At 65.4% G+C, this 15,940-nt stretch carries 21 protein-coding genes and 1 pseudogene; 15 read left to right on the top strand and 7 right to left on the bottom strand.

Features of this window, described 5'->3' with window-relative positions:
• Window positions 1-134: 134 nt before the first annotated feature.
• Entirely contained in the window at window positions 135-869 is a 735-nt protein-coding gene (locus F2Q65_RS11140) for a thioredoxin fold domain-containing protein (protein ID WP_150093352.1), read from the bottom strand.
• 67 nt (window positions 870-936) lie between these two features.
• Window positions 937-1,419, bottom strand: a complete 483-nt coding sequence (locus F2Q65_RS11135) for a YajQ family cyclic di-GMP-binding protein (protein WP_150093350.1) — start codon at window positions 1,417-1,419, stop codon at window positions 937-939.
• 96 nt (window positions 1,420-1,515) lie between these two features.
• Here F2Q65_RS11135 and F2Q65_RS11130 point away from each other — a divergent pair, with 96 nt between their 5' ends.
• From F2Q65_RS11130 to F2Q65_RS11080, 11 genes are all read left to right on the top strand, one after another.
• Window positions 1,516-2,499 carry a hypothetical protein gene (locus F2Q65_RS11130; protein WP_150093348.1) on the top strand — a complete coding sequence of 328 codons (984 nt, stop codon included), beginning with the start codon at window positions 1,516-1,518 and terminating at the stop codon, window positions 2,497-2,499.
• On the top strand, window positions 2,496-3,344 hold the full coding sequence (locus F2Q65_RS11125) for a hypothetical protein (RefSeq protein WP_150093346.1): 849 nt from the start codon (window positions 2,496-2,498) through the stop codon (window positions 3,342-3,344). Before F2Q65_RS11130 ends, F2Q65_RS11125 begins: the two co-directional genes overlap by 4 nt.
• Window positions 3,345-3,478: 134 nt before the next feature.
• Window positions 3,479-4,423, top strand: coding sequence for a PDC sensor domain-containing protein (locus F2Q65_RS11120; RefSeq protein WP_150093343.1), 945 nt, complete (start codon window positions 3,479-3,481; stop codon window positions 4,421-4,423).
• A 113-nt stretch (window positions 4,424-4,536) separates the two neighbouring features.
• On the top strand, window positions 4,537-5,082 hold the full coding sequence (locus F2Q65_RS11115; protein WP_150093341.1) for an ankyrin repeat domain-containing protein: 546 nt from the start codon (window positions 4,537-4,539) through the stop codon (window positions 5,080-5,082).
• Between the two features lie 158 nt (window positions 5,083-5,240).
• Window positions 5,241-5,573, top strand: a complete 333-nt coding sequence (locus F2Q65_RS11110; protein ID WP_150093339.1) for a BolA family protein — start codon at window positions 5,241-5,243, stop codon at window positions 5,571-5,573.
• Window positions 5,574-5,711: 138 nt separating this feature from the next.
• Window positions 5,712-6,176: a TonB-system energizer ExbB gene (gene exbB, locus F2Q65_RS11105; RefSeq protein ID WP_211354017.1), complete on the top strand. Its 465-nt coding sequence runs from the start codon at window positions 5,712-5,714 to the stop codon at window positions 6,174-6,176.
• A complete protein-coding gene (locus tag F2Q65_RS11100; RefSeq protein ID WP_150093335.1) occupies window positions 6,173-6,547 on the top strand; it encodes a biopolymer transporter ExbD in 375 nt (124 codons plus the stop codon). Before exbB ends, F2Q65_RS11100 begins: the two co-directional genes overlap by 4 nt.
• A complete protein-coding gene (locus F2Q65_RS11095) occupies window positions 6,544-7,566 on the top strand; it encodes an energy transducer TonB (RefSeq protein ID WP_150093333.1) in 1,023 nt (340 codons plus the stop codon). The genes F2Q65_RS11100 and F2Q65_RS11095 overlap by 4 nt, the downstream gene beginning before the upstream one ends.
• Window positions 7,567-7,676: 110 nt before the next feature.
• A complete protein-coding gene (locus F2Q65_RS11090; protein ID WP_150093331.1) occupies window positions 7,677-8,453 on the top strand; it encodes a DUF3050 domain-containing protein in 777 nt (258 codons plus the stop codon).
• Window positions 8,454-8,599: 146 nt separating this feature from the next.
• Complete coding sequence (locus tag F2Q65_RS11085; RefSeq protein ID WP_150093368.1) at window positions 8,600-8,896, top strand: TusE/DsrC/DsvC family sulfur relay protein; 297 nt, start codon at window positions 8,600-8,602, stop codon at window positions 8,894-8,896.
• A gap of 127 nt (window positions 8,897-9,023) precedes the next feature.
• Window positions 9,024-9,305: a cupin domain-containing protein gene (locus tag F2Q65_RS11080; protein ID WP_150093329.1), complete on the top strand. Its 282-nt coding sequence runs from the start codon at window positions 9,024-9,026 to the stop codon at window positions 9,303-9,305.
• 52 nt (window positions 9,306-9,357) lie between these two features.
• Here F2Q65_RS11080 and larE read toward each other — a convergent pair whose 3' ends face one another.
• Entirely contained in the window at window positions 9,358-10,146 is a 789-nt protein-coding gene (gene larE / locus F2Q65_RS11075; RefSeq protein WP_150093327.1) for an ATP-dependent sacrificial sulfur transferase LarE, read from the bottom strand.
• A 396-nt stretch (window positions 10,147-10,542) separates the two neighbouring features.
• Here larE and F2Q65_RS11070 point away from each other — a divergent pair, with 396 nt between their 5' ends.
• The 3 genes and pseudogenes from F2Q65_RS11070 to F2Q65_RS20305 all read left to right on the top strand — a co-directional run bounded on the left by F2Q65_RS11070 (window position 10,543) and on the right by F2Q65_RS20305 (window position 11,769).
• Window positions 10,543-11,031, top strand: a complete 489-nt coding sequence (locus tag F2Q65_RS11070; protein WP_150093325.1) for a DUF302 domain-containing protein — start codon at window positions 10,543-10,545, stop codon at window positions 11,029-11,031.
• A 90-nt stretch (window positions 11,032-11,121) separates the two neighbouring features.
• A pseudogene (locus tag F2Q65_RS20310) lies at window positions 11,122-11,475 on the top strand (gamma-butyrobetaine hydroxylase family protein); the annotation flags it as partial.
• Window positions 11,464-11,769: a MoaD/ThiS family protein gene (locus F2Q65_RS20305; RefSeq protein ID WP_342782236.1), complete on the top strand. Its 306-nt coding sequence runs from the start codon at window positions 11,464-11,466 to the stop codon at window positions 11,767-11,769. The pseudogene F2Q65_RS20310 and the gene F2Q65_RS20305, both read left to right, overlap by 12 nt.
• A gap of 71 nt (window positions 11,770-11,840) precedes the next feature.
• Here the strand turns inward: F2Q65_RS20305 and F2Q65_RS11060 are convergent, their stop codons facing one another.
• Window positions 11,841-12,245 (bottom strand): hypothetical protein, encoded by a 405-nt coding sequence (locus F2Q65_RS11060; protein ID WP_150093321.1) that lies wholly within the window; start codon window positions 12,243-12,245, stop codon window positions 11,841-11,843.
• 171 nt (window positions 12,246-12,416) lie between these two features.
• The gene (locus F2Q65_RS11055) at window positions 12,417-13,286 is read right to left on the bottom strand and encodes a serine hydrolase (protein ID WP_150093319.1); all 870 of its coding nucleotides are present in this window, start codon (window positions 13,284-13,286) and stop codon (window positions 12,417-12,419) included.
• 105 nt (window positions 13,287-13,391) lie between these two features.
• Between F2Q65_RS11055 and F2Q65_RS11050 the strand changes: the two genes are divergently transcribed.
• A complete protein-coding gene (locus F2Q65_RS11050) occupies window positions 13,392-14,138 on the top strand; it encodes a TSUP family transporter (protein WP_150093317.1) in 747 nt (248 codons plus the stop codon).
• A 25-nt stretch (window positions 14,139-14,163) separates the two neighbouring features.
• Here F2Q65_RS11050 and soeC read toward each other — a convergent pair whose 3' ends face one another.
• Window positions 14,164-15,144, bottom strand: coding sequence for a sulfite dehydrogenase subunit SoeC (gene soeC / locus F2Q65_RS11045; RefSeq protein WP_150093315.1), 981 nt, complete (start codon window positions 15,142-15,144; stop codon window positions 14,164-14,166).
• Between the two features lie 72 nt (window positions 15,145-15,216).
• Window positions 15,217-15,939, bottom strand: a complete 723-nt coding sequence (soeB, locus tag F2Q65_RS11040) for a sulfite dehydrogenase subunit SoeB (RefSeq protein WP_150093313.1) — start codon at window positions 15,937-15,939, stop codon at window positions 15,217-15,219.
• Window position 15,940 lies beyond the last annotated feature (1 nt).

Raw genomic sequence — 15,940 nt, 5'->3', positions numbered from 1 at the left:
GTTGTGGCCTGTGGCGGATGCGCTTCGCTTATCCGCCCTACCGTGCATCCGTGTAGGTTATTTCTGAATCGTGCCTTAAGCGCCCTTGGGGAGACGCTGATTTTTGGCCAGGAGGCCAATAAATCAGCATTTCCTTAGTTGACGCCCTGCTCCAGCAGCGCCGCCAGACGCTTGGGCTCGACATACCCCGGCACCATCTCGCCGTTGTCCAGCACGATGGCCGGCGTGCCGCGGATGCCCATGAGTTCGCCCAGTTCCATGTGCTGCTGCACCGGGTTGCGGCAGGCCTTGCTGTTGACCTCGGCGCCGGACTTGGCGCGGGTCATCGCCGCCTGGCGATCATCGGCACACCACACCGCCACGGCCTTGTCGTAAGACGGCGAACCGACCCCGCTGCGGGGATAGAACAGATAGCGCACGCTGATGCCTGCCTCCTCGTAGCCTGCCATCTGCTCATGCAGCTTGCGGCAGTAGCCGCAGTCGATGTCGGTGAACACCGTGATACTGTGGCGCTCGTCGGGGGCCTTGAACACCACCATGTTCTCCTGGCCGATCCCGTCGATGGCGCGCAGGCGGGCCTTGCCGCGAGCCGTCTCGGTGATGTTCTCGCGGGACTCCAGATCGACGATGGCGCCGTCGATGAGGTAGCGGCCGTCCTCGGTGACGAACATGACCTGGGGGCCGATCTCCACCTGGTAGAGCCCATCGATCTGCGTCGGCTGCACGCTGGTGGGGGTGTATTCCGGCAGCACCTTGGCCAGGGACGCGCGGATGGTGGCCGCCTCGTCGGCCACGGCGACGGTTCCCGCCAGGGCCAGCACGGCCAGGGCGCCGTAGGCGAAGGAGGTCAGCATTCTGGGTGTTCGCATGCGATAGTTCCTGCTTGAAGCATCAGTCTTTGATTGAACGGGGGTCTGAGGGATTGGACGCTGACGATCAGTCTCTGAAATTGGTGAATTGCAGCGGCAGTTCCCAGTCGGTCTCCTTGAGCTGCGCGATGGCCTGCTGGAGATCATCGCGCTTCTTGCCCGTGACCCGCAGCTGGTCGCCCTGTACCTGCGCCTGGACCTTGAGCTTGGCGGCCTTGAGCGCCTTGACCATGCGCTTGGCGGTGTCGCTGTCCAGCCCCTGCTTGAGGCCGATGCGCTGGCGCGCGGCGTTCAGGCTAGTGACCGGCTCTTCGACATCCAGCGCCGACAGGTCCACCTTTCTCTTGACCAGTTTTTGCCGCAGAATATCCAGCATCTGCTGCAACTGGAACTCCTGTTCCGCAACCATGCGGATGGCACCGTCGGACAATTCGAAACTGGCTTCCACTCCCTTGAAGTCGAACCGGATCCCGATCTCCCGATTGGCCTGATCCACTGCATTACGGACTTCCTGCATGTCGCACTCGGACACGACATCGAACGACGGCATCGGCACGCCTCCTGATGAAACTCCACTGATCTGGTTGGGTACGATAGAGTATTGGTGGCGAAAGTTCCACCAAACCCGCCTTTCCCGGAGCCTGCGTTGAAGCGAACCACCCTCTACGGACCGATCGGACTATTGGCCCTTTTGCTGGCGGGCTGCGGCAGCGCGCCAGTGCGCGAGACCCCGGATCTCGCCGCGGACATCTCCCATCTGCCCCAGACCAGGCTCCAGGGCGCACGCCTGGAGCATGCCCGCGCCGTGGCCATGGGCACCGCGCGCAGCAAGGGCTGGGACATCCGCGCGACGCGCCCGGACCAGCTCGTGCTCGAGCGGCGCCTGGCGGCGGATTCGTCCAGGATGCGTGCGTCGGACCCGGCGGCTCGGCTGACTCCGCCCAAGGTCTCCGTGCTGGCGGATTTCGTCGAGGGCGCAGGGGGCACCACGGTGGCGCTGCAGGCCTTCATGGTGACCAATCCCGCCACCGAGCAGGAACAGCGCGTCGATGCCACCGCGGATTTCGAGAGCGAGCTGCTCATCTCCCTGAGCGCGCTGCAATCCGCCTGGATGGAGAGTCGCCCCAAGGTCACCTCGGTGGTCCCGGTGCCAACGAAACAGGACCTGGCACAGCAGGACGCAGCCCGCGTCGGCAGCCCGCTGCAGGACGCAGCGCCGTCCGGCGACGAGGTGACAGCGGCCTGGGTGGGGCCCATTCCGACGGAGACCCGAGTGAGCGCGGTCGGTGATCGGGCAGACAGCCGTGGCGGAGATGCCGTCGGTATCGATGCCAACGTGCCGATGGCCACCGGAGCGCGCGCGGGCGACGGCACCATGACGGACTGGCCCGACCGGCGGACCGACGCCATCGGCCGCAACGACATGCTGGTGCTGGACAGCAGCGCGCGCAAGGGGCTCTGGGCCTATTACGCCGAAGACTACGCCCGCCTGCGAGGCTGCAGGCTGGGGGACCGCGGGGCCATGCTGCTGCAGGAACGCCGGGGCTTCGAGCTGCACGAGGTGGATTGCCTGGGCGGTGCCAACATGCTGCTCAAATGCCAGGGCGGCATCTGCGAGCCCATGCGATGAGCGACGCCCGCCACGGCCCGGGGGTGCGCCCACGGGCCGCGTCGATACGCCCGCCGGGGTCCATGCCCATGTTCCTGGCCAAATTCCTGCCAGCACCTCTGCGGATGTGGCTGCTGATCTGGCTGACGCTTTCTCCCCTGGCCGGGCTGCCGGTCCGGGCGGCAACGCAGTGGCCGGACCAGGCACCGGCCTGGGGCCCGCGCATCTTCCTCAGCGGTGCCACTGTGGCGCGCGCCAAGGGGCTAGCGCTGGACGCCGCGCTGAGCAAGCGCTGGCACGTGGCGGACAGCGGCCGAGACCATGTGGTCTTCGAGACGCCGCTGGACGAGCCCGCCGCCATCGGCCCGCTGGGGCTCGAGCCGCCGGATCAGACCCTGTTGCGCATTCGCACGGACTTCGAGCAGACGGTCACCGGTGTTCAGGTGTCGCTGCAGGCGGTCGAGATCTGGTACGCCGGCTCGTACGACGAATGGTCCGCGGACGTGACCCGTCCCTACCACCGCAACCTGTCCAACGCGCTGGCCTCGCTGCAGCGCCAGTGGCAGGAGCTTGACGGATCGGCGGCCGCCGGGTCCGCCCCGTGGCCGCCGATGCCCTCGGGCCTGAAGCCGTCTCTGCACCCATCGGCCCACCCGGGCCCGGACGACGCAGAGGCGTTCGACGCCCCGGTGGGCATCTGGGCCTATCATGCGGAGCGTCATGCCGCGGCCCAGGGCTGCCGGGTGGATGACCGCGGCGCTGTGCTGCTGTCCGGAGACGCCGACAGCGAACTGCATCGGGTACACTGCGCCCGTGGTGCGCTGATGGTGCGCTGCAACCGCCTGGAATGCACCATTGCCCGATAGGCAAATGCTGATTTATTCAGCATTTCTCGAGCGATTCGGAAACCGTGTTTTCCCATCGCATGCTGATTTTTGGTCTGAACTGGATCAGGAGGGCCAATCACTCAGCGTTTCCATAGTGTTTCCGGTATTCAACGATGTACTGCGATCTCAAGACCAGTGTCGCGCGCCAGCGCCTCGCCCTGTTCAACATGCTGGTGGAACCCATGGCGTTCGTAGCCCGGCGCTGCGCCGAGGCCTGGCCCGAGCGCGACCGGCTGGACGCGATCCTGCTGGAAGGCCTGCGCACCATCCCGCACAGCCGCTACCTGTATGCCCTGGATACCGATGCCGTGCAGGTGAGCTCCAATGCCGCTGCCGAAGGCCTCATTGGCGGCGACTTCGGCCGGGACCGGTCGCAACGTCCGTACATGCGCGAACCCGTGCCGGAGCATGGCCTGCTGCTGTCCGAGGCCTACATCAGCCTGCGGGTCAAGCGTCCGTCCCTGACCGCAGTGCAGCGGATCGAACGCAACGGCATGCCCATCGGCTTCCTCGGTGCCGATTTCGACCTGCGCAACCTGCCGCTGACCCGCGAGGTCTATCGCGAGCCGAACCGCTGGCGCCAACTCAAGGGCGACCCGGCCATCCGCGGCTCGCTGTTCGATCAGCAGCGGGTCGAAAGTCTGCTGGACCGCAATATCGGCGAGGTGCTGTCGGTGCTGGAAGAACTGGTGATCGCAAGCGGCGTGTTCCACTGCAAGATCCATTTCTCCAGCAGTCGCGCCACCATCTGGCTGATGGACGATCCGTTCCGCTACCGCCTGCTGGGCTACGAGGCCCTGGCGGACCCGGATGTCTGCCTGGTCTACCCGCACCACGACTATCCGGCGGATGCCGCCATCCCGGCAGCGCAGATCCGGCCCATCCTCGACGGCTTTCGCCGCCTGCGCTACGCCGACGAGGTCATCTATCTTCGTTCCGGCTCGTTGAACATCTTCAACGGCATGATCAGCCTGAACTTCTCCTGCGACGGCTCGCACTACCTGCCGCACGACGAGTTCCTGAATCCCGACTCACCCTTCTGGCAGAGCGTTGGTTAGGGATACGCTGATTTTTGGCCTGAATCGGATCAGAGAGGCCAAGCAATCAGTGTCTTCTTGGGCACATGCGCAATGTCATTGGTGACGACAACGTCTCCGGCGATGATGCAACCATGAACAAGTCCACATTCCCCCGGATCCGACCCAAACTCCTGCTGGTGCTGCCCCTGGTGGCAGTCATCGGCGCCTGTAGCGACAGCGACGATGCACCCCAGGCCGGCGGCCAGCGCCTGATGGAGATCGCCGAGCGCGGCGATGTCTCGGCACTGGACGCCCTGCTGCGGCGCAACAGCAACGCCGACGTCCGCGACAGTTGCGACTGGACACCGCTGATGAAGGCGGCCCAGAACGGCCATCTGCAGACCGTTCAACGCCTGCTGGAGGCCGGCGCTGACGTCGACGCCGCCGACAAGGGCGGCTACACCAGCCTGCTGCTGGCCGCCTCCAACAATCACACCGCAGTGGTTGACCTGCTGCTGGACAAGGGCGCCATGATCGACGCCCAGGAGCGCACCCAGGGCTACACGGCACTGATCTGGGCCGCCCATCGGGGGCACCGGGAGACCGTCGATCTGCTGTTGAGCCGGGGCGCGGACGCCACCCTGCCCGATCTCGAAGGTAAGACCGCCGAACAGCATCTGCTCGCTCACACGCCCTGACTGGTTCCGCCACCGGCTGAGCAATGCCCGGCCTGTTGCCCGCAGAAGCCCGCCTCCCCCGCGGGCTTTTGTCCGCCTGCCACAGCCCCAATCTCCCGCCGACAAGACGAAGACCGACGATCATCCGTCGGCCATATTGCGAGCGGGGACAGCAGCGCATGACCAGACGCGAACGAATCGAGCAGGCCCTGACAGCAGGTCTGGCGCCCATGCAGGTCGAGGTGACGGACGAAAGCCACATGCACAACGTGCCGCCGGGGGCCGAGTCGCATTTCAAGGTGCTCGTGGTCAGCCCTGCCTTTGCCGGCGAGCGCCTGCTGGGTCGCCATAGACGGGTCAACGGACTGCTCGCCGACGAATTCGCCGGCGGCATGCACGCCCTCGCCATCCATGCCTGGACACCCGAGGAATGGTTCGAGAAGGGTGGCGGCGCCGCCCCGAACTCGCCAGAATGCCTGGGCGGCGGCCGATCCTCCGACAGCCCGGCCTGAGCCCCGGCAGTCGCATCCGTACCCTTCGGGTACAATAATACCCAGCGACCATCAAGCCCCGGCCAACCCCAGGGCGGGCCGGGCGTCCGCGATCGGGGGCGCCGCATCATGGGCGACCCGCAACCGGGAGCGACTTCCTTGGACTACCTGAAGGCCTATCTCGACTACGCGATTCTCGGCGTACTCGGCGCCATGAGCTTCGTCATGGTCTTTTACGTCATCGAGCGTTTTCTGTACCTGGGCCACGTGGATCCGGCCAGCTTCCGCAGCGGCCACGAACTCGACATCGCCCTGACGCGCCACCTGACCATCATCGCCACCATCGGCGCCAATGCCCCCTATGTGGGGCTGCTTGGCACCGTGCTCGGCATCCTGATCACCTTTCATGACATCGGCCAGAGCGGCAGCATCGAGACCGGCAGCGTCATGCTCGGGCTGGCGCTGGCGCTGAAGGCCACGGCACTCGGCCTGCTGGTGGCGATCCCGTCATTGATCTTCTACAACGCCCTTCTCCGGCGCGTTGAGGTACTGACCGCGCACTGGCGCGCCGCGCGGGAGATCGCCACGGAGGGACCGCAAGCGACCGCGGAGCCGCGCCGATGAAACGGATGGACACCATCAATGTCATCCCGTTCATCGACATCATGCTGGTGCTGCTGGCCATTGTGCTGGCCACGGCGACCTTCATTGCGGAGGGCAAACTGGAGATCGCGCTGCCGGAGGCCAGGGAACAATCGGCCATGGTGGAACGGGACCCGTCTGAGATTGCCGTCGATCGGGACGGCGGCCTCTATTTCGACGCCCTGCCCGTCAGCCTGGACACCCTGTCCGCACGGCTGAACACCCTGGCAACGGATACCCCCATCCGGCTGCGGGTCGATGCCGGCGCGGAATTCGGTCGCTTCGTCACCGTCGTCGACCTGTTGAAGGCCCGTGGCTTGCAGCGGGTTAGCATCATCACGCAATCGCCGTGACCGACGCCCCCCGGGACACCAGCCGACACCCTTGCCGCCTGTGCACACCGCTGGCCTTCCTGTTGTCCGCCCTGCTGCACGCACTCATTCTCGGGCTGGTGCTCTGGCTGGCCATGGCGCCCCCGGACGGCGCCGGCGGTGGCGAGCACGTGGTTCCCGTCTCTCTGGCGATGTTTGGCGACATCGCCCCGGACGAAGCCCCCGGCGCCGCCCCGGCGACGTCTGTCGCCCCGCCACCGGAGCCGGAGCCGGCGCCGGAACCGACACCGGAGCCAGCACCCATGCAGGAGCCAAGGCTACAACAGGAGCCGGAGCCGACACGGGAGCCGGAACCTGAGCCCCAAACCGAGCCCGAGCCTCAACCCGAGCCCGAGCCTCAACCCGAGCCTGAGCCCAAGCCTGAGCCCAAGCCCGAGCCCGAGCCCGAGCCCGAGCCCGAGCCCGAGCCAGAACCGACACCGGAAACGCCACAAGAATCAGCCCGGGAGCCGCTGCCGGAGCCCGCTCCGAAACCCCGGCCAGCGCCCAGCCCACAGCCTGACCCGACACCGGCAGCAAAAGTCGCCAAGCCGCCCAGCCCGCCGCCGCGCCGAGCGGAACCGCCACCCCGCAACACCAGGCCCCCGACGCCCGCAGTGCCGGATCGCCAGGCCACAGCGAGGCGCCCAGGCGGGACATCCGCCCGAGGCGGGGGGCCGGAACCGGCGTTGTCGGCCGCAGCCCGGCACGAGCGTGAGAACGATTATCTTCAAGCCCTGCAACGGGCCCTGTCCAAACGGCGCTACTATCCGGCCTCGGCGCAGCGTCGGGGTCTGGAGGGTACGGTGCGCGTGCAGTTCACCATTGCCGCGGACGGCAGCTTCGGCTCCATCCGGGTGGTGGGCAGCTCGGGCTCCTCCCAGCTGGACAAGGCGGCGCTGACCACGGTCAAGCGCCTGGCCCGCTTCGACCCGATACCAACGGCCATCGGCCGCCGCAACTGGACCGTGGTTGCACCGATCGTCTACAAACTGAGATGAATCCGCAACGCCGGGCCGGCATATAACAGCACCAACAGCGCCGAATCCCAGTATATTAGGCAGTACTGATCTGCAACGACGCGCATCACCACATTCGCGAGGACAACGACATGGCCGCACCCGACCTGGCGCCCATCCGCGCCCTTCAGCAGGAGCTGAACGCACATCCCCTCTATGACGAGATCCGGGATCTGAACGACCTGCGGATCTTCATGCAGCATCATGTGTTCTCGGTGTGGGATTTCATGTCGCTGATCAAGCACCTGCAGCAGGTGGTGGCCCCGACCACGACGCCCTGGATGCCCCGCGGCGACGCGGAGGTGCGTTACTTCATCAATCAGCTGGTGCTGGAGGAAGAATCCGACCGCATCGAGACCGACACCGGAACCCTCTACAGCAGCCACTTCGAGTATTACTGCCAGGCCATGAACGAGGTCGGCGCCGACGGTGAACGGCCGTTGCAGTTCCTTGCCGCAGTGCGCGAGCAAGGACTGGACGCGGCGCTGTACTCGGACCTGGTGCCGCTGCCGTCACGCTACTTCACCGAGACCACCTTCTGTTTCATCCGCGAGGACAAGCCCCACGCCGCCGCCGCGGCGCTGGCGGTGGGACGGGAGCGGGTGATCCCGGACATGTTCCGGCGTCTGATCGACGGCATGGGCATCACGCCGCAGCAGGCGCCTGCATTCCACACCTACCTGAACCGGCACATCCATCTTGACGAGGACTTTCATGGTCCCCTGTCGCTGAAATTGCTGGACAGCCTCTGTGGCGATGACAGCAAGCGACTGGAAGAGGCCGCCACGGCGGCAGAAGAGGCGGTCTGCGCCCGCCTGCGCCTGTGGGACGGCGTGCTCGAGGCCGTGCGCGCGAATCGCGCCGGCTGAGGCCCGCGGCCTGACCCCGGGGCGGGAAACCCCCGCTTCTACCGGGGTAGAAAGCCGCCGGCCGCAGACCCATGTCCGATCGCGAAGCGATCATGCTCCTGCCGGAGCAGATGCCCGGCAACGTCCATTACAACCGAGGTGACGACATGGCCATCAGTGTTCCCGTCGACGGCGACGGCTTTCTGCTGAATCGAGACGACTGGAGTGAAGACCTGGCGCGCGAACTGGCGCAATCCGATGATTTCGAGATGACCGATCAGGTGATGCAGTTCATCCGCGAGGCCCGCGAAATGTATGACAACGACGGCGTTGTGCCCCCGATCCGCATCTTCGCCAAGAAGCAGAAGGTGAGCACCAAGCAGTTGTACGACATCTTCAAGAAGGGACCGATGAAGCTCATCTGCAAATGGGGCGGCCTGCCGAAGCCCACCGGTTGCGTCTGACCCCGGCGTCCCCTGACAGACAGAAGCGAAGCGCCGACAGCCAAGCCGCTCGAACTACCGCCTGGAAACCGGCGGTCACGGATCCTACCTGTAGACTGACTAACGATGATCACGACAGGCTGACGACATGCCCGAAATGGATATCCTGTGCGAACACAAGCCATCACCAGCTAAGCTGGACGTGCTCGGCGTCGAGGACTGGCCGGTCTGGAAAAAGGAACCTTCGCGCTTTCCCTGGACCTATGGCGCGCGCGAGACCTGCTATATCGTGCGCGGCCGCTTCACGGTGACCCCGGACGGCGGGCAGCCGCACAGCTTTGCCCGCGGTGACCTGATCACCTTCCCGGCCGGCATGTCCTGCACCTGGGACATCACCGAGGCGGTGGAGAAGCACTACACCCTGGATTAAGGAAGGCTCCAAGCCGCAGGCACCGGCCCGGAAGCCCGGGGCCGGCAGCCCATCAGTTCATGCTGCCGCGCTGATAGCCGAGCAGGTCCAGGGACACGAACTGAAAGCCAAGTCCGCGCAGCTCCGCCACGATTGCATCCGCCTCCGCCAGCAGACGCCGGCGCTCGTCAGCCGCGACCTCGATACGGGCCACCTGCGCGTCATGGCAGCGCACCCGCACCCAGGTATAGCCACGGGCCGTCAGCAGTCGCTCCGCCTCCTCGATGCGCTGCAGGCACTCCATGGATACCCGCTGGTTCGGGCGCAGACGGCTCAGCAGGCACACATTGTGCGGCTTTCGCCAGGTGGACAATCCCCGGGAGCGGGATAGCGCACGGATGGCCTCCTTGTCCAGCCCGCAGCGAATGAACGGGATCTCCACGCCGAGCTCGCTGACGGCGCTCAGGGATGGCCGGGCGTCCTCTGCGTCGTCCATGCTGCTGGCGTCCAGCAACACCGGGAAACCCAGGGCCTCGGCCTGCTCCCGCAGCAGGCCATACATGACCCGCTTGCACAAGTAGCACCGATCCGGCGGATTCATCTCCAGCCCCGCAGGCATGGCCATCTCTACCAGCTCGTGTCGGACGCCGATGCGGTCCGCAAGCGCCACCGCCTCGCCGATCTCCTGCCGCACCATGTACGGGGTGACCGCGGTCAGCGCGACCACCCGCTCGGCACCGACGACATCGCGGGCGATCGACAACAGCAGGGTGCTGTCGGCACCGCCGGAGAAGGCAACCGCCAGGGTCTTGTGGCGACTGAGCTGATCGCCCATGCACGCAAGGCGCGGATCCGAATCCATCTTCTCTCCTCTGTTTGTACTTCTTGCCAACGACCATCGGGTTTCGGCCACCGCCTGAGCCTGTGCCTCACCCTGCTGCTAGACAGGCCCAACGCATCGCCCGAGGAGGAAGTATACGAGAATTACACTCGGCGCTCTTGAGCGGAGGCGGTGCATAATGCCTGATTTCGGATGTCGGATCCCGGATGTCGGATCCCGGATGTCGGATCCCGGATGCCGGATCCCGGATTTCGGCGGAAAGATTGGCAGCAGCCCCGCGACGGGCGACAATGCTAGCGGCCGGCAGCCGATCTGGACGCCGGCTGTCACATCATCGATCGGGCCCTGTCGCCATGCCGGACCCGAGCCACGACGCCCCGGCCCGGGCCGGAGGTGTCCTTGAGGAGAAACCAAGCGATGCGTTGCAAATTCCTTTCGATGCTCTTCCTGCCGGTACTGCTGCTGTCATCGGCCGCCTTTGCGCAGGGCATTTCCATTTCCGATACCGTGTTGAAGATGCCGTTGGCGGACGACGTCAGCATGGACGACGCCGTGGACTCCATGAAGCTCCGCGCCAACAGCCTCAACTTCAAGCTGGTCGCCCACCTGCCCCTGTACAAGGAGCTGGAGTCCATGGGCATCGACACCGGCCGCATCGAGATCTTCCAGTTCTGCGACGCGCGCATCGCCCACGAGATGGTCCAGTTCAACCCGGACTTCTCCGCCTACCTGCCCTGCCGGATCACGCTGCTGGAGGATGCGGACGGCCAGGCCTGGCTGGTGACGCTGGATCTGGGCAAGGTCATCCCGAGCGCAAACCTGAACCCCGAACTGCTGCAGAAGGCCCAGAACGTAAAAGAGACCATCGAGTCCATCCTGCAGGCCGGTGCCAACGGCGAATTGTAGCGAACTCCTACTCCATGCTGCCCGCGGCCCCGGCGACCGCCACGTCGTCGGGGCCTGGGCCTCGACACGACCGCTTCCGATGAAACCTGCATGACCGAGCCAGCACTCCGCCATCACCCGACCGAACTCAAGCTGCATGAGAAATCGCGCGTGCTGTCCATCCAGTTCGAGGACGGCGCCCGATTCGATCTGCCCTGCGAATACCTGCGCGTGTTCTCCAACGCGGCGGAGGTGCGTTCGTCACCGGTGCCGGTGACCGGGAAGGAACAGGTGACCATCCGCTCCATCGAGCCACAGGGCCAATACGCGGTGCGGCTGGTGTTCGACGATGGCCACGACACGGGCATCTATTCCTGGGACACCCTGTACGAACTCGGGCTCCACCAGGAACGCCAGTGGGCGGCGTATCTGGAGCGGCTAGCGGCCCTTGGTGTGCAACGCCGGGAACCCGACGCGGGAGAAAAGCGGCTTACCCTGCTGTACTTTGCCTGGCTGGCAAAGAAGATGCGCAAGGAATCCGAACAGGTGATCGCCCCGGCCAGCGTCACCGACGTGGCCAGCCTGCTGCAGTGGCTGGGTCAGTACAAGCGCGGCGCGACGCCGTTGTTCCAGCCTGAGCGTCTACGCATCACAGTGAACAAGCAGTTCACCGAAGCTTTCACCAGACTCCAGGACGGCGACGAGGTGGCGCTGGTGCCCAGTTCGCCGTCGCCGCCGCCGACCCCGGACCTGATCTGATCCGACCTGACTGGGCGCCGGGGGCGACCCCGGCACCCGTTGGCCAGGAGACCGATCAATCAGCGTCTCCATCAGTCGAATTCCGTCACCTGAAAGGCGTAGAAATCCCCAAGGCCCTGCTTGCGCACCCACTGCAGGTAGGCGTGGAACTGCTCGGTCATCTCTGCCGTGGGCAAGGACACCTCGGCGCTCAGATGGGGCGACTCATGCACCTCGCCGCGCTGCAGGGACTCGAACGCCGCCAACCGGCTCAGACCGTTCTGCTTGGTCCAGGCCAGATATTCTGCAAACTGTTCCGCCATCGCATCGGTGGGGAAGGCGTGCGTCTGCGGATCGATCCGAGCCACCTCAGTGGTCTGTTGCTGCCGCGTGGATTCCGTCGCCGTATTCAGGCTCGCGGCCTGGTTCACCGCCGCATCGGACGCCGTGGTCATCAGCAGGCTGAAACCACCGGCGATCAGGGTAGGAAACATCATGACAAGGGTACTCCCGATAAGCTTGGACTATTGGGGTATATATTAGTCGATGCTTATCAAGTAACCATGCCAGAAAGGGGCGAATATGCAACAGTGTGCATCCAGAATGTATCAGGGTTCGATACAATCTTCTCCGGAAATTCCCTCAGAGCATCCGCGGAGACTAGCCAATCAGCTCCCCCGCGCCGTAACGCGCGGACCGGGCTCTGGTGCGCCAGAGCGCAGCCACTGGCGCAGACGGTTGGAATCCCCGACCGGGGTCAGCTTTCCCTGGGCGTTCAACAACACGATATACAGTCGGCGCTCCGCCACCACCGCCTGCATCAGCAGACAACGGCCGGCCTCGTTGATGTAACCGGTCTTGCTCAGTTCCACGCGCCAGTCGGCGTTGCGCACCAGGGGATTGGTATTGCGATACTGCAGGGACCCGCGGTCGCCGTAGGGATGCGCGGTGAACGCCTCACTCGACGTGATCTCCCGGATCAGCGGATACTGCGAGGCAGCGTGCAGCATCCGGACCAGATCTTCCGCCGTGGCCTCGTTGCCGGCGTCGAGACCGGATGCATCCGCAAAGCGGCTGTTCACCATGCCCAGGGCCTGCGCCTTGGCGTTCATCGCCTCGACGAAGCGCGGCGTGCCGTCCGCGAAGGTGGTCCGCCCGATGGCCGCCGCGGCCCGGTTGTCCGACGACATCAGCGCAACCCGCAGCAGATCTCGCCGCGACAGGGTGGCCTCGCCGATGCGCAGCCGCGACCGGCTCCAGCGCAGACGATCGCGATCCTGTTCGCTAATGGTGACCGGATCGTCCAGCGGCACATCCGCATCCAGCAGCACCATGGCGGTCATCAGCTTGGTGATGGAGGCGATGGGACGCACCTCGGTGGGATTGCGCTCGTACAGGCGGTTGCCGTGGTGGTCGATGATCAGCGCCGCCCCGGAACGGATGTCAGGCCCGGCCGCAGCCGGCGCCACAGTGCTCCACAGGGCGCTCAAGCCAAGCAGGAAAATGACGAATCGGCGTGTGTCAATGATGGAAGACATCTCAGAATGTCTCGCTACAGCTATGAACCAACGACTGATCTTCCGTTAGTATTGCACAAGATATGTCGTTCGTCCTGACGTCGCCAGCTTCTGCATCCGCCATCCATGGACCCCGCCGCCCTCGCCCTGCTGCTGTTTGCCATTGCGCTGCTGGCGGGCCTGGTGGACGCCATCGCCGGCGGCGGCGGCCTGATCACCCTGCCGGCGCTGCTCTGGGCCGGCCTGGGACCCGTAGAGGCCCTGGCCACCAACAAGGCCCAGGGATTCTTCGGCACACTGGCATCCACCGCCCACTTCCTGCGCGCGGGCAGCATCGAGCTGCGCCGATCCATAACCGCCGTGATCTGCACCTTCCTTGGTGCCGCCGCCGGCGCCATCGCGGTGCAGTTCGTCGCCAGCGACCTCCTTGCCGGCCTGATCCCGCTGCTGCTGATCGGCTTCGGGCTCTATTTCCTGCTCTCGCCCCGGGTCTCGGATCTGGACTCGCACCGGCGCATCGGCGACACGGCCTTCGCCCTGACGGTGGGAACGGTGGTGGGATTCTACGACGGCTTCTTCGGGCCGGGTACCGGCACCTTTTTCGCCATGGGCTACATCGCCCTGCTGGGCCATGGCCTGCGCCGGGCAACCGCCCACGCCAAGCTGCTCAACCTGACCAGCAACAGCGCCGCCATCCTGCTGTTCAGCGCCGGCGGACAGGTGGTCTGGAGCCTCGGCTTGCCCATGGTCGCGGGCCAGCTTGTCGGCGGCTGGATCGGCGCACACCTGGTCAATCGCCATGGCGCGCGCCTGGTCCGGCCCATCCTGGTGGCCGTGTCCCTGGCGGTGTCGGTCAAGCTGCTGCTGAACTGAGCGGGGCGCGGCCCCGTCGTCGGCGTCAGGCCACGCTCTGGTAGTAGAGGTTCTGCGGGTGACGGGCCTCAGCAAAGAAGTACCAACGTTCCGCCAGCAGACCCAGGTACTGCGCGACAAAGGCGATGATGGGCAGTGTCGCCGATTGCGTCACATAGGCCAGCGCGATCAGCAGGATCGGCACCGGAAACACCAGCACCAGGAACGCCAGCCGCACCAGACGCAGGAATTCCGGGCTCTTGTGATGGAAGAACTCCCGCGTGTTGAAGGAACTCCCGGTGAAGCCCTGGGATTTCTGCTCGATGGTGCGATGCCGCACCCCGATGGCGGTCTGCAGGTTGCTCTTGTGCCGCAGCCCGACGTTGCGCACCAGTGTCGCGCCCCGGGTCGCGAGACCGAGCAGCGTCAGGATCACAGCCCAGGTGCCGTAGAAGCCCACCAGATGGTTGCCGATATAGGCCGAATAGGCCGCCGCCAGCATGAAGCCCGAGCCTGCGCCCAGAAAGATGAAATTGCCCACCGTATAGGGCGAATGCCACTCCTCCAGGAACTTCACGCTGGCATAGATCATCGCGGTGCAGACATAGAGTGCAAAGGCCACCAGGGTACCCACGGCGCCGATGACGAAGGTGGCATCGATGGCCAGCATGTCATCGCCCAGCACGACGAACGGATCGGTCCATTCCAGCCAGTGGAACAGGCCGTAGAAGAACACCACCGCCATCATCATCGGCAGGACGATGACCTCCCGCGACAGCCAGGACGTGCGCCACCGGGTGGCCGCCCGCCAGGCCCGCTCCGGCCGCCCCAGGTGGAAGAACGACGCCCCCAGACCGGCAATGAGCAGGCCGAGCGCCAGGGCGCTGCCGACGGCATAGAACACGTCCGTCTGCGGCTCGATGAGCCGGATGCTGGCGTAGAGCTGACCGGTGAAGAGCGCCAGGAACAGGCCCTGGGCAGCACCGATGAGCGTGGTGAGAAAGATCACGGAGAAGGCGGGATGCATGGGTCGAGTCTCTGCTAGCTGGGTTCTGAGGTCACTTCCGAGGTCACAGGGCCGTTCTGGAAACCCGGTCGGTTACCAGGTGACATCGTCCAGGGTTTCCTCACCCGTGTAGACCGTGATGTCTTCCTTGGTCAGCGGATTGTCGGCGCGCTGCAACTCGTCTTCGGTGATGTGCATGCGGGTCTTGCGCCGCGGCAGATAATGGTTGGCCGGCCGCGTGCCCCACTCCGGCATCAGCGGATAGCCACCGCGCTCGCGAATCGCCACCGACACCTCGGAATCCGGATCATGCACGTCGCCGTACAGCCGGGCGCTGGTGGGACATGCTAGCACGCAGGCCGGCTTGCGCTCGGACTCCGGCAGGGTCTGGTCGGTGATGCGGTCGATGCACAGCGTGCATTTCTTCATCACCTTCTGCTGCTCGTCCAGTTCCCGCACGCCATAGGGACAGGCCCAGGAGCAGTACTTGCAGCCGATGCACTTGTCGTAGTCCACCAGCACGACACCGTTGTCCTCGCGCTTGTACGACGCCCCGGTCGGGCACACCGGCACGCAAGGCGGATCCTCGCAATGCAGGCAGCTCTTGGGGAAATGCACCGTCTCCGTCTGCGGATAATTGCCGACCTCGAAGGTCTGCACCCGGTTGAAGAAGGTGCCGGTGGGATCGGCATCATAGGGATTCTCATCCACCATGGGGCCGGCCCAGCCGGAGGTGTTCCATTGCTTGCACGAGGTCACGCACGCATGGCAGCCAACGCACACGTTCAGGTCGATTACCAGGGCCAGTTGTGTCATG

Source organism: Thiohalocapsa marina (genome assembly GCF_008632335.1).
In the GTDB taxonomy this organism is placed as follows: domain Bacteria; phylum Pseudomonadota; class Gammaproteobacteria; order Chromatiales; family Chromatiaceae; genus Thiohalocapsa; species Thiohalocapsa marina.
This window is presented reverse-complemented; position numbering and strand designations above follow the sequence as displayed.

Bases quoted from the DNA above. Each gene is read 5' to 3' on its own strand.
- soeB (WP_150093313.1), bottom strand. From the start codon at position 15,939: ATGACACAACTGGCCCTGGTAATCGACCTGAACGTGTGCGTTGGCTGC.
- F2Q65_RS11050 (WP_150093317.1), top strand. From the start codon at position 13,392: ATGGACCCCGCCGCCCTCGCCCTGCTGCTGTTTGCCATTGCGCTGCTG.
- F2Q65_RS11125 (WP_150093346.1), top strand. From the start codon at position 2,496: ATGAGCGACGCCCGCCACGGCCCGGGGGTGCGCCCACGGGCCGCGTCG.
- F2Q65_RS11070 (WP_150093325.1), top strand. From the start codon at position 10,543: ATGCGTTGCAAATTCCTTTCGATGCTCTTCCTGCCGGTACTGCTGCTG.
- F2Q65_RS11135 (WP_150093350.1), bottom strand. From the start codon at position 1,419: ATGCCGTCGTTCGATGTCGTGTCCGAGTGCGACATGCAGGAAGTCCGT.
- F2Q65_RS11055 (WP_150093319.1), bottom strand. From the start codon at position 13,286: ATGTCTTCCATCATTGACACACGCCGATTCGTCATTTTCCTGCTTGGC.
- F2Q65_RS11085 (WP_150093368.1), top strand. From the start codon at position 8,600: ATGGCCATCAGTGTTCCCGTCGACGGCGACGGCTTTCTGCTGAATCGA.
- F2Q65_RS11110 (WP_150093339.1), top strand. From the start codon at position 5,241: ATGACCAGACGCGAACGAATCGAGCAGGCCCTGACAGCAGGTCTGGCG.
- F2Q65_RS11115 (WP_150093341.1), top strand. From the start codon at position 4,537: ATGAACAAGTCCACATTCCCCCGGATCCGACCCAAACTCCTGCTGGTG.
- F2Q65_RS11060 (WP_150093321.1), bottom strand. From the start codon at position 12,245: ATGATGTTTCCTACCCTGATCGCCGGTGGTTTCAGCCTGCTGATGACC.
- soeC (WP_150093315.1), bottom strand. From the start codon at position 15,144: ATGCATCCCGCCTTCTCCGTGATCTTTCTCACCACGCTCATCGGTGCT.
- F2Q65_RS11080 (WP_150093329.1), top strand. From the start codon at position 9,024: ATGCCCGAAATGGATATCCTGTGCGAACACAAGCCATCACCAGCTAAG.
- larE (WP_150093327.1), bottom strand. From the start codon at position 10,146: ATGGATTCGGATCCGCGCCTTGCGTGCATGGGCGATCAGCTCAGTCGC.
- F2Q65_RS11120 (WP_150093343.1), top strand. From the start codon at position 3,479: ATGTACTGCGATCTCAAGACCAGTGTCGCGCGCCAGCGCCTCGCCCTG.
- F2Q65_RS11090 (WP_150093331.1), top strand. From the start codon at position 7,677: ATGGCCGCACCCGACCTGGCGCCCATCCGCGCCCTTCAGCAGGAGCTG.
- F2Q65_RS11100 (WP_150093335.1), top strand. From the start codon at position 6,173: ATGAAACGGATGGACACCATCAATGTCATCCCGTTCATCGACATCATG.
- F2Q65_RS11140 (WP_150093352.1), bottom strand. From the start codon at position 869: ATGCGAACACCCAGAATGCTGACCTCCTTCGCCTACGGCGCCCTGGCC.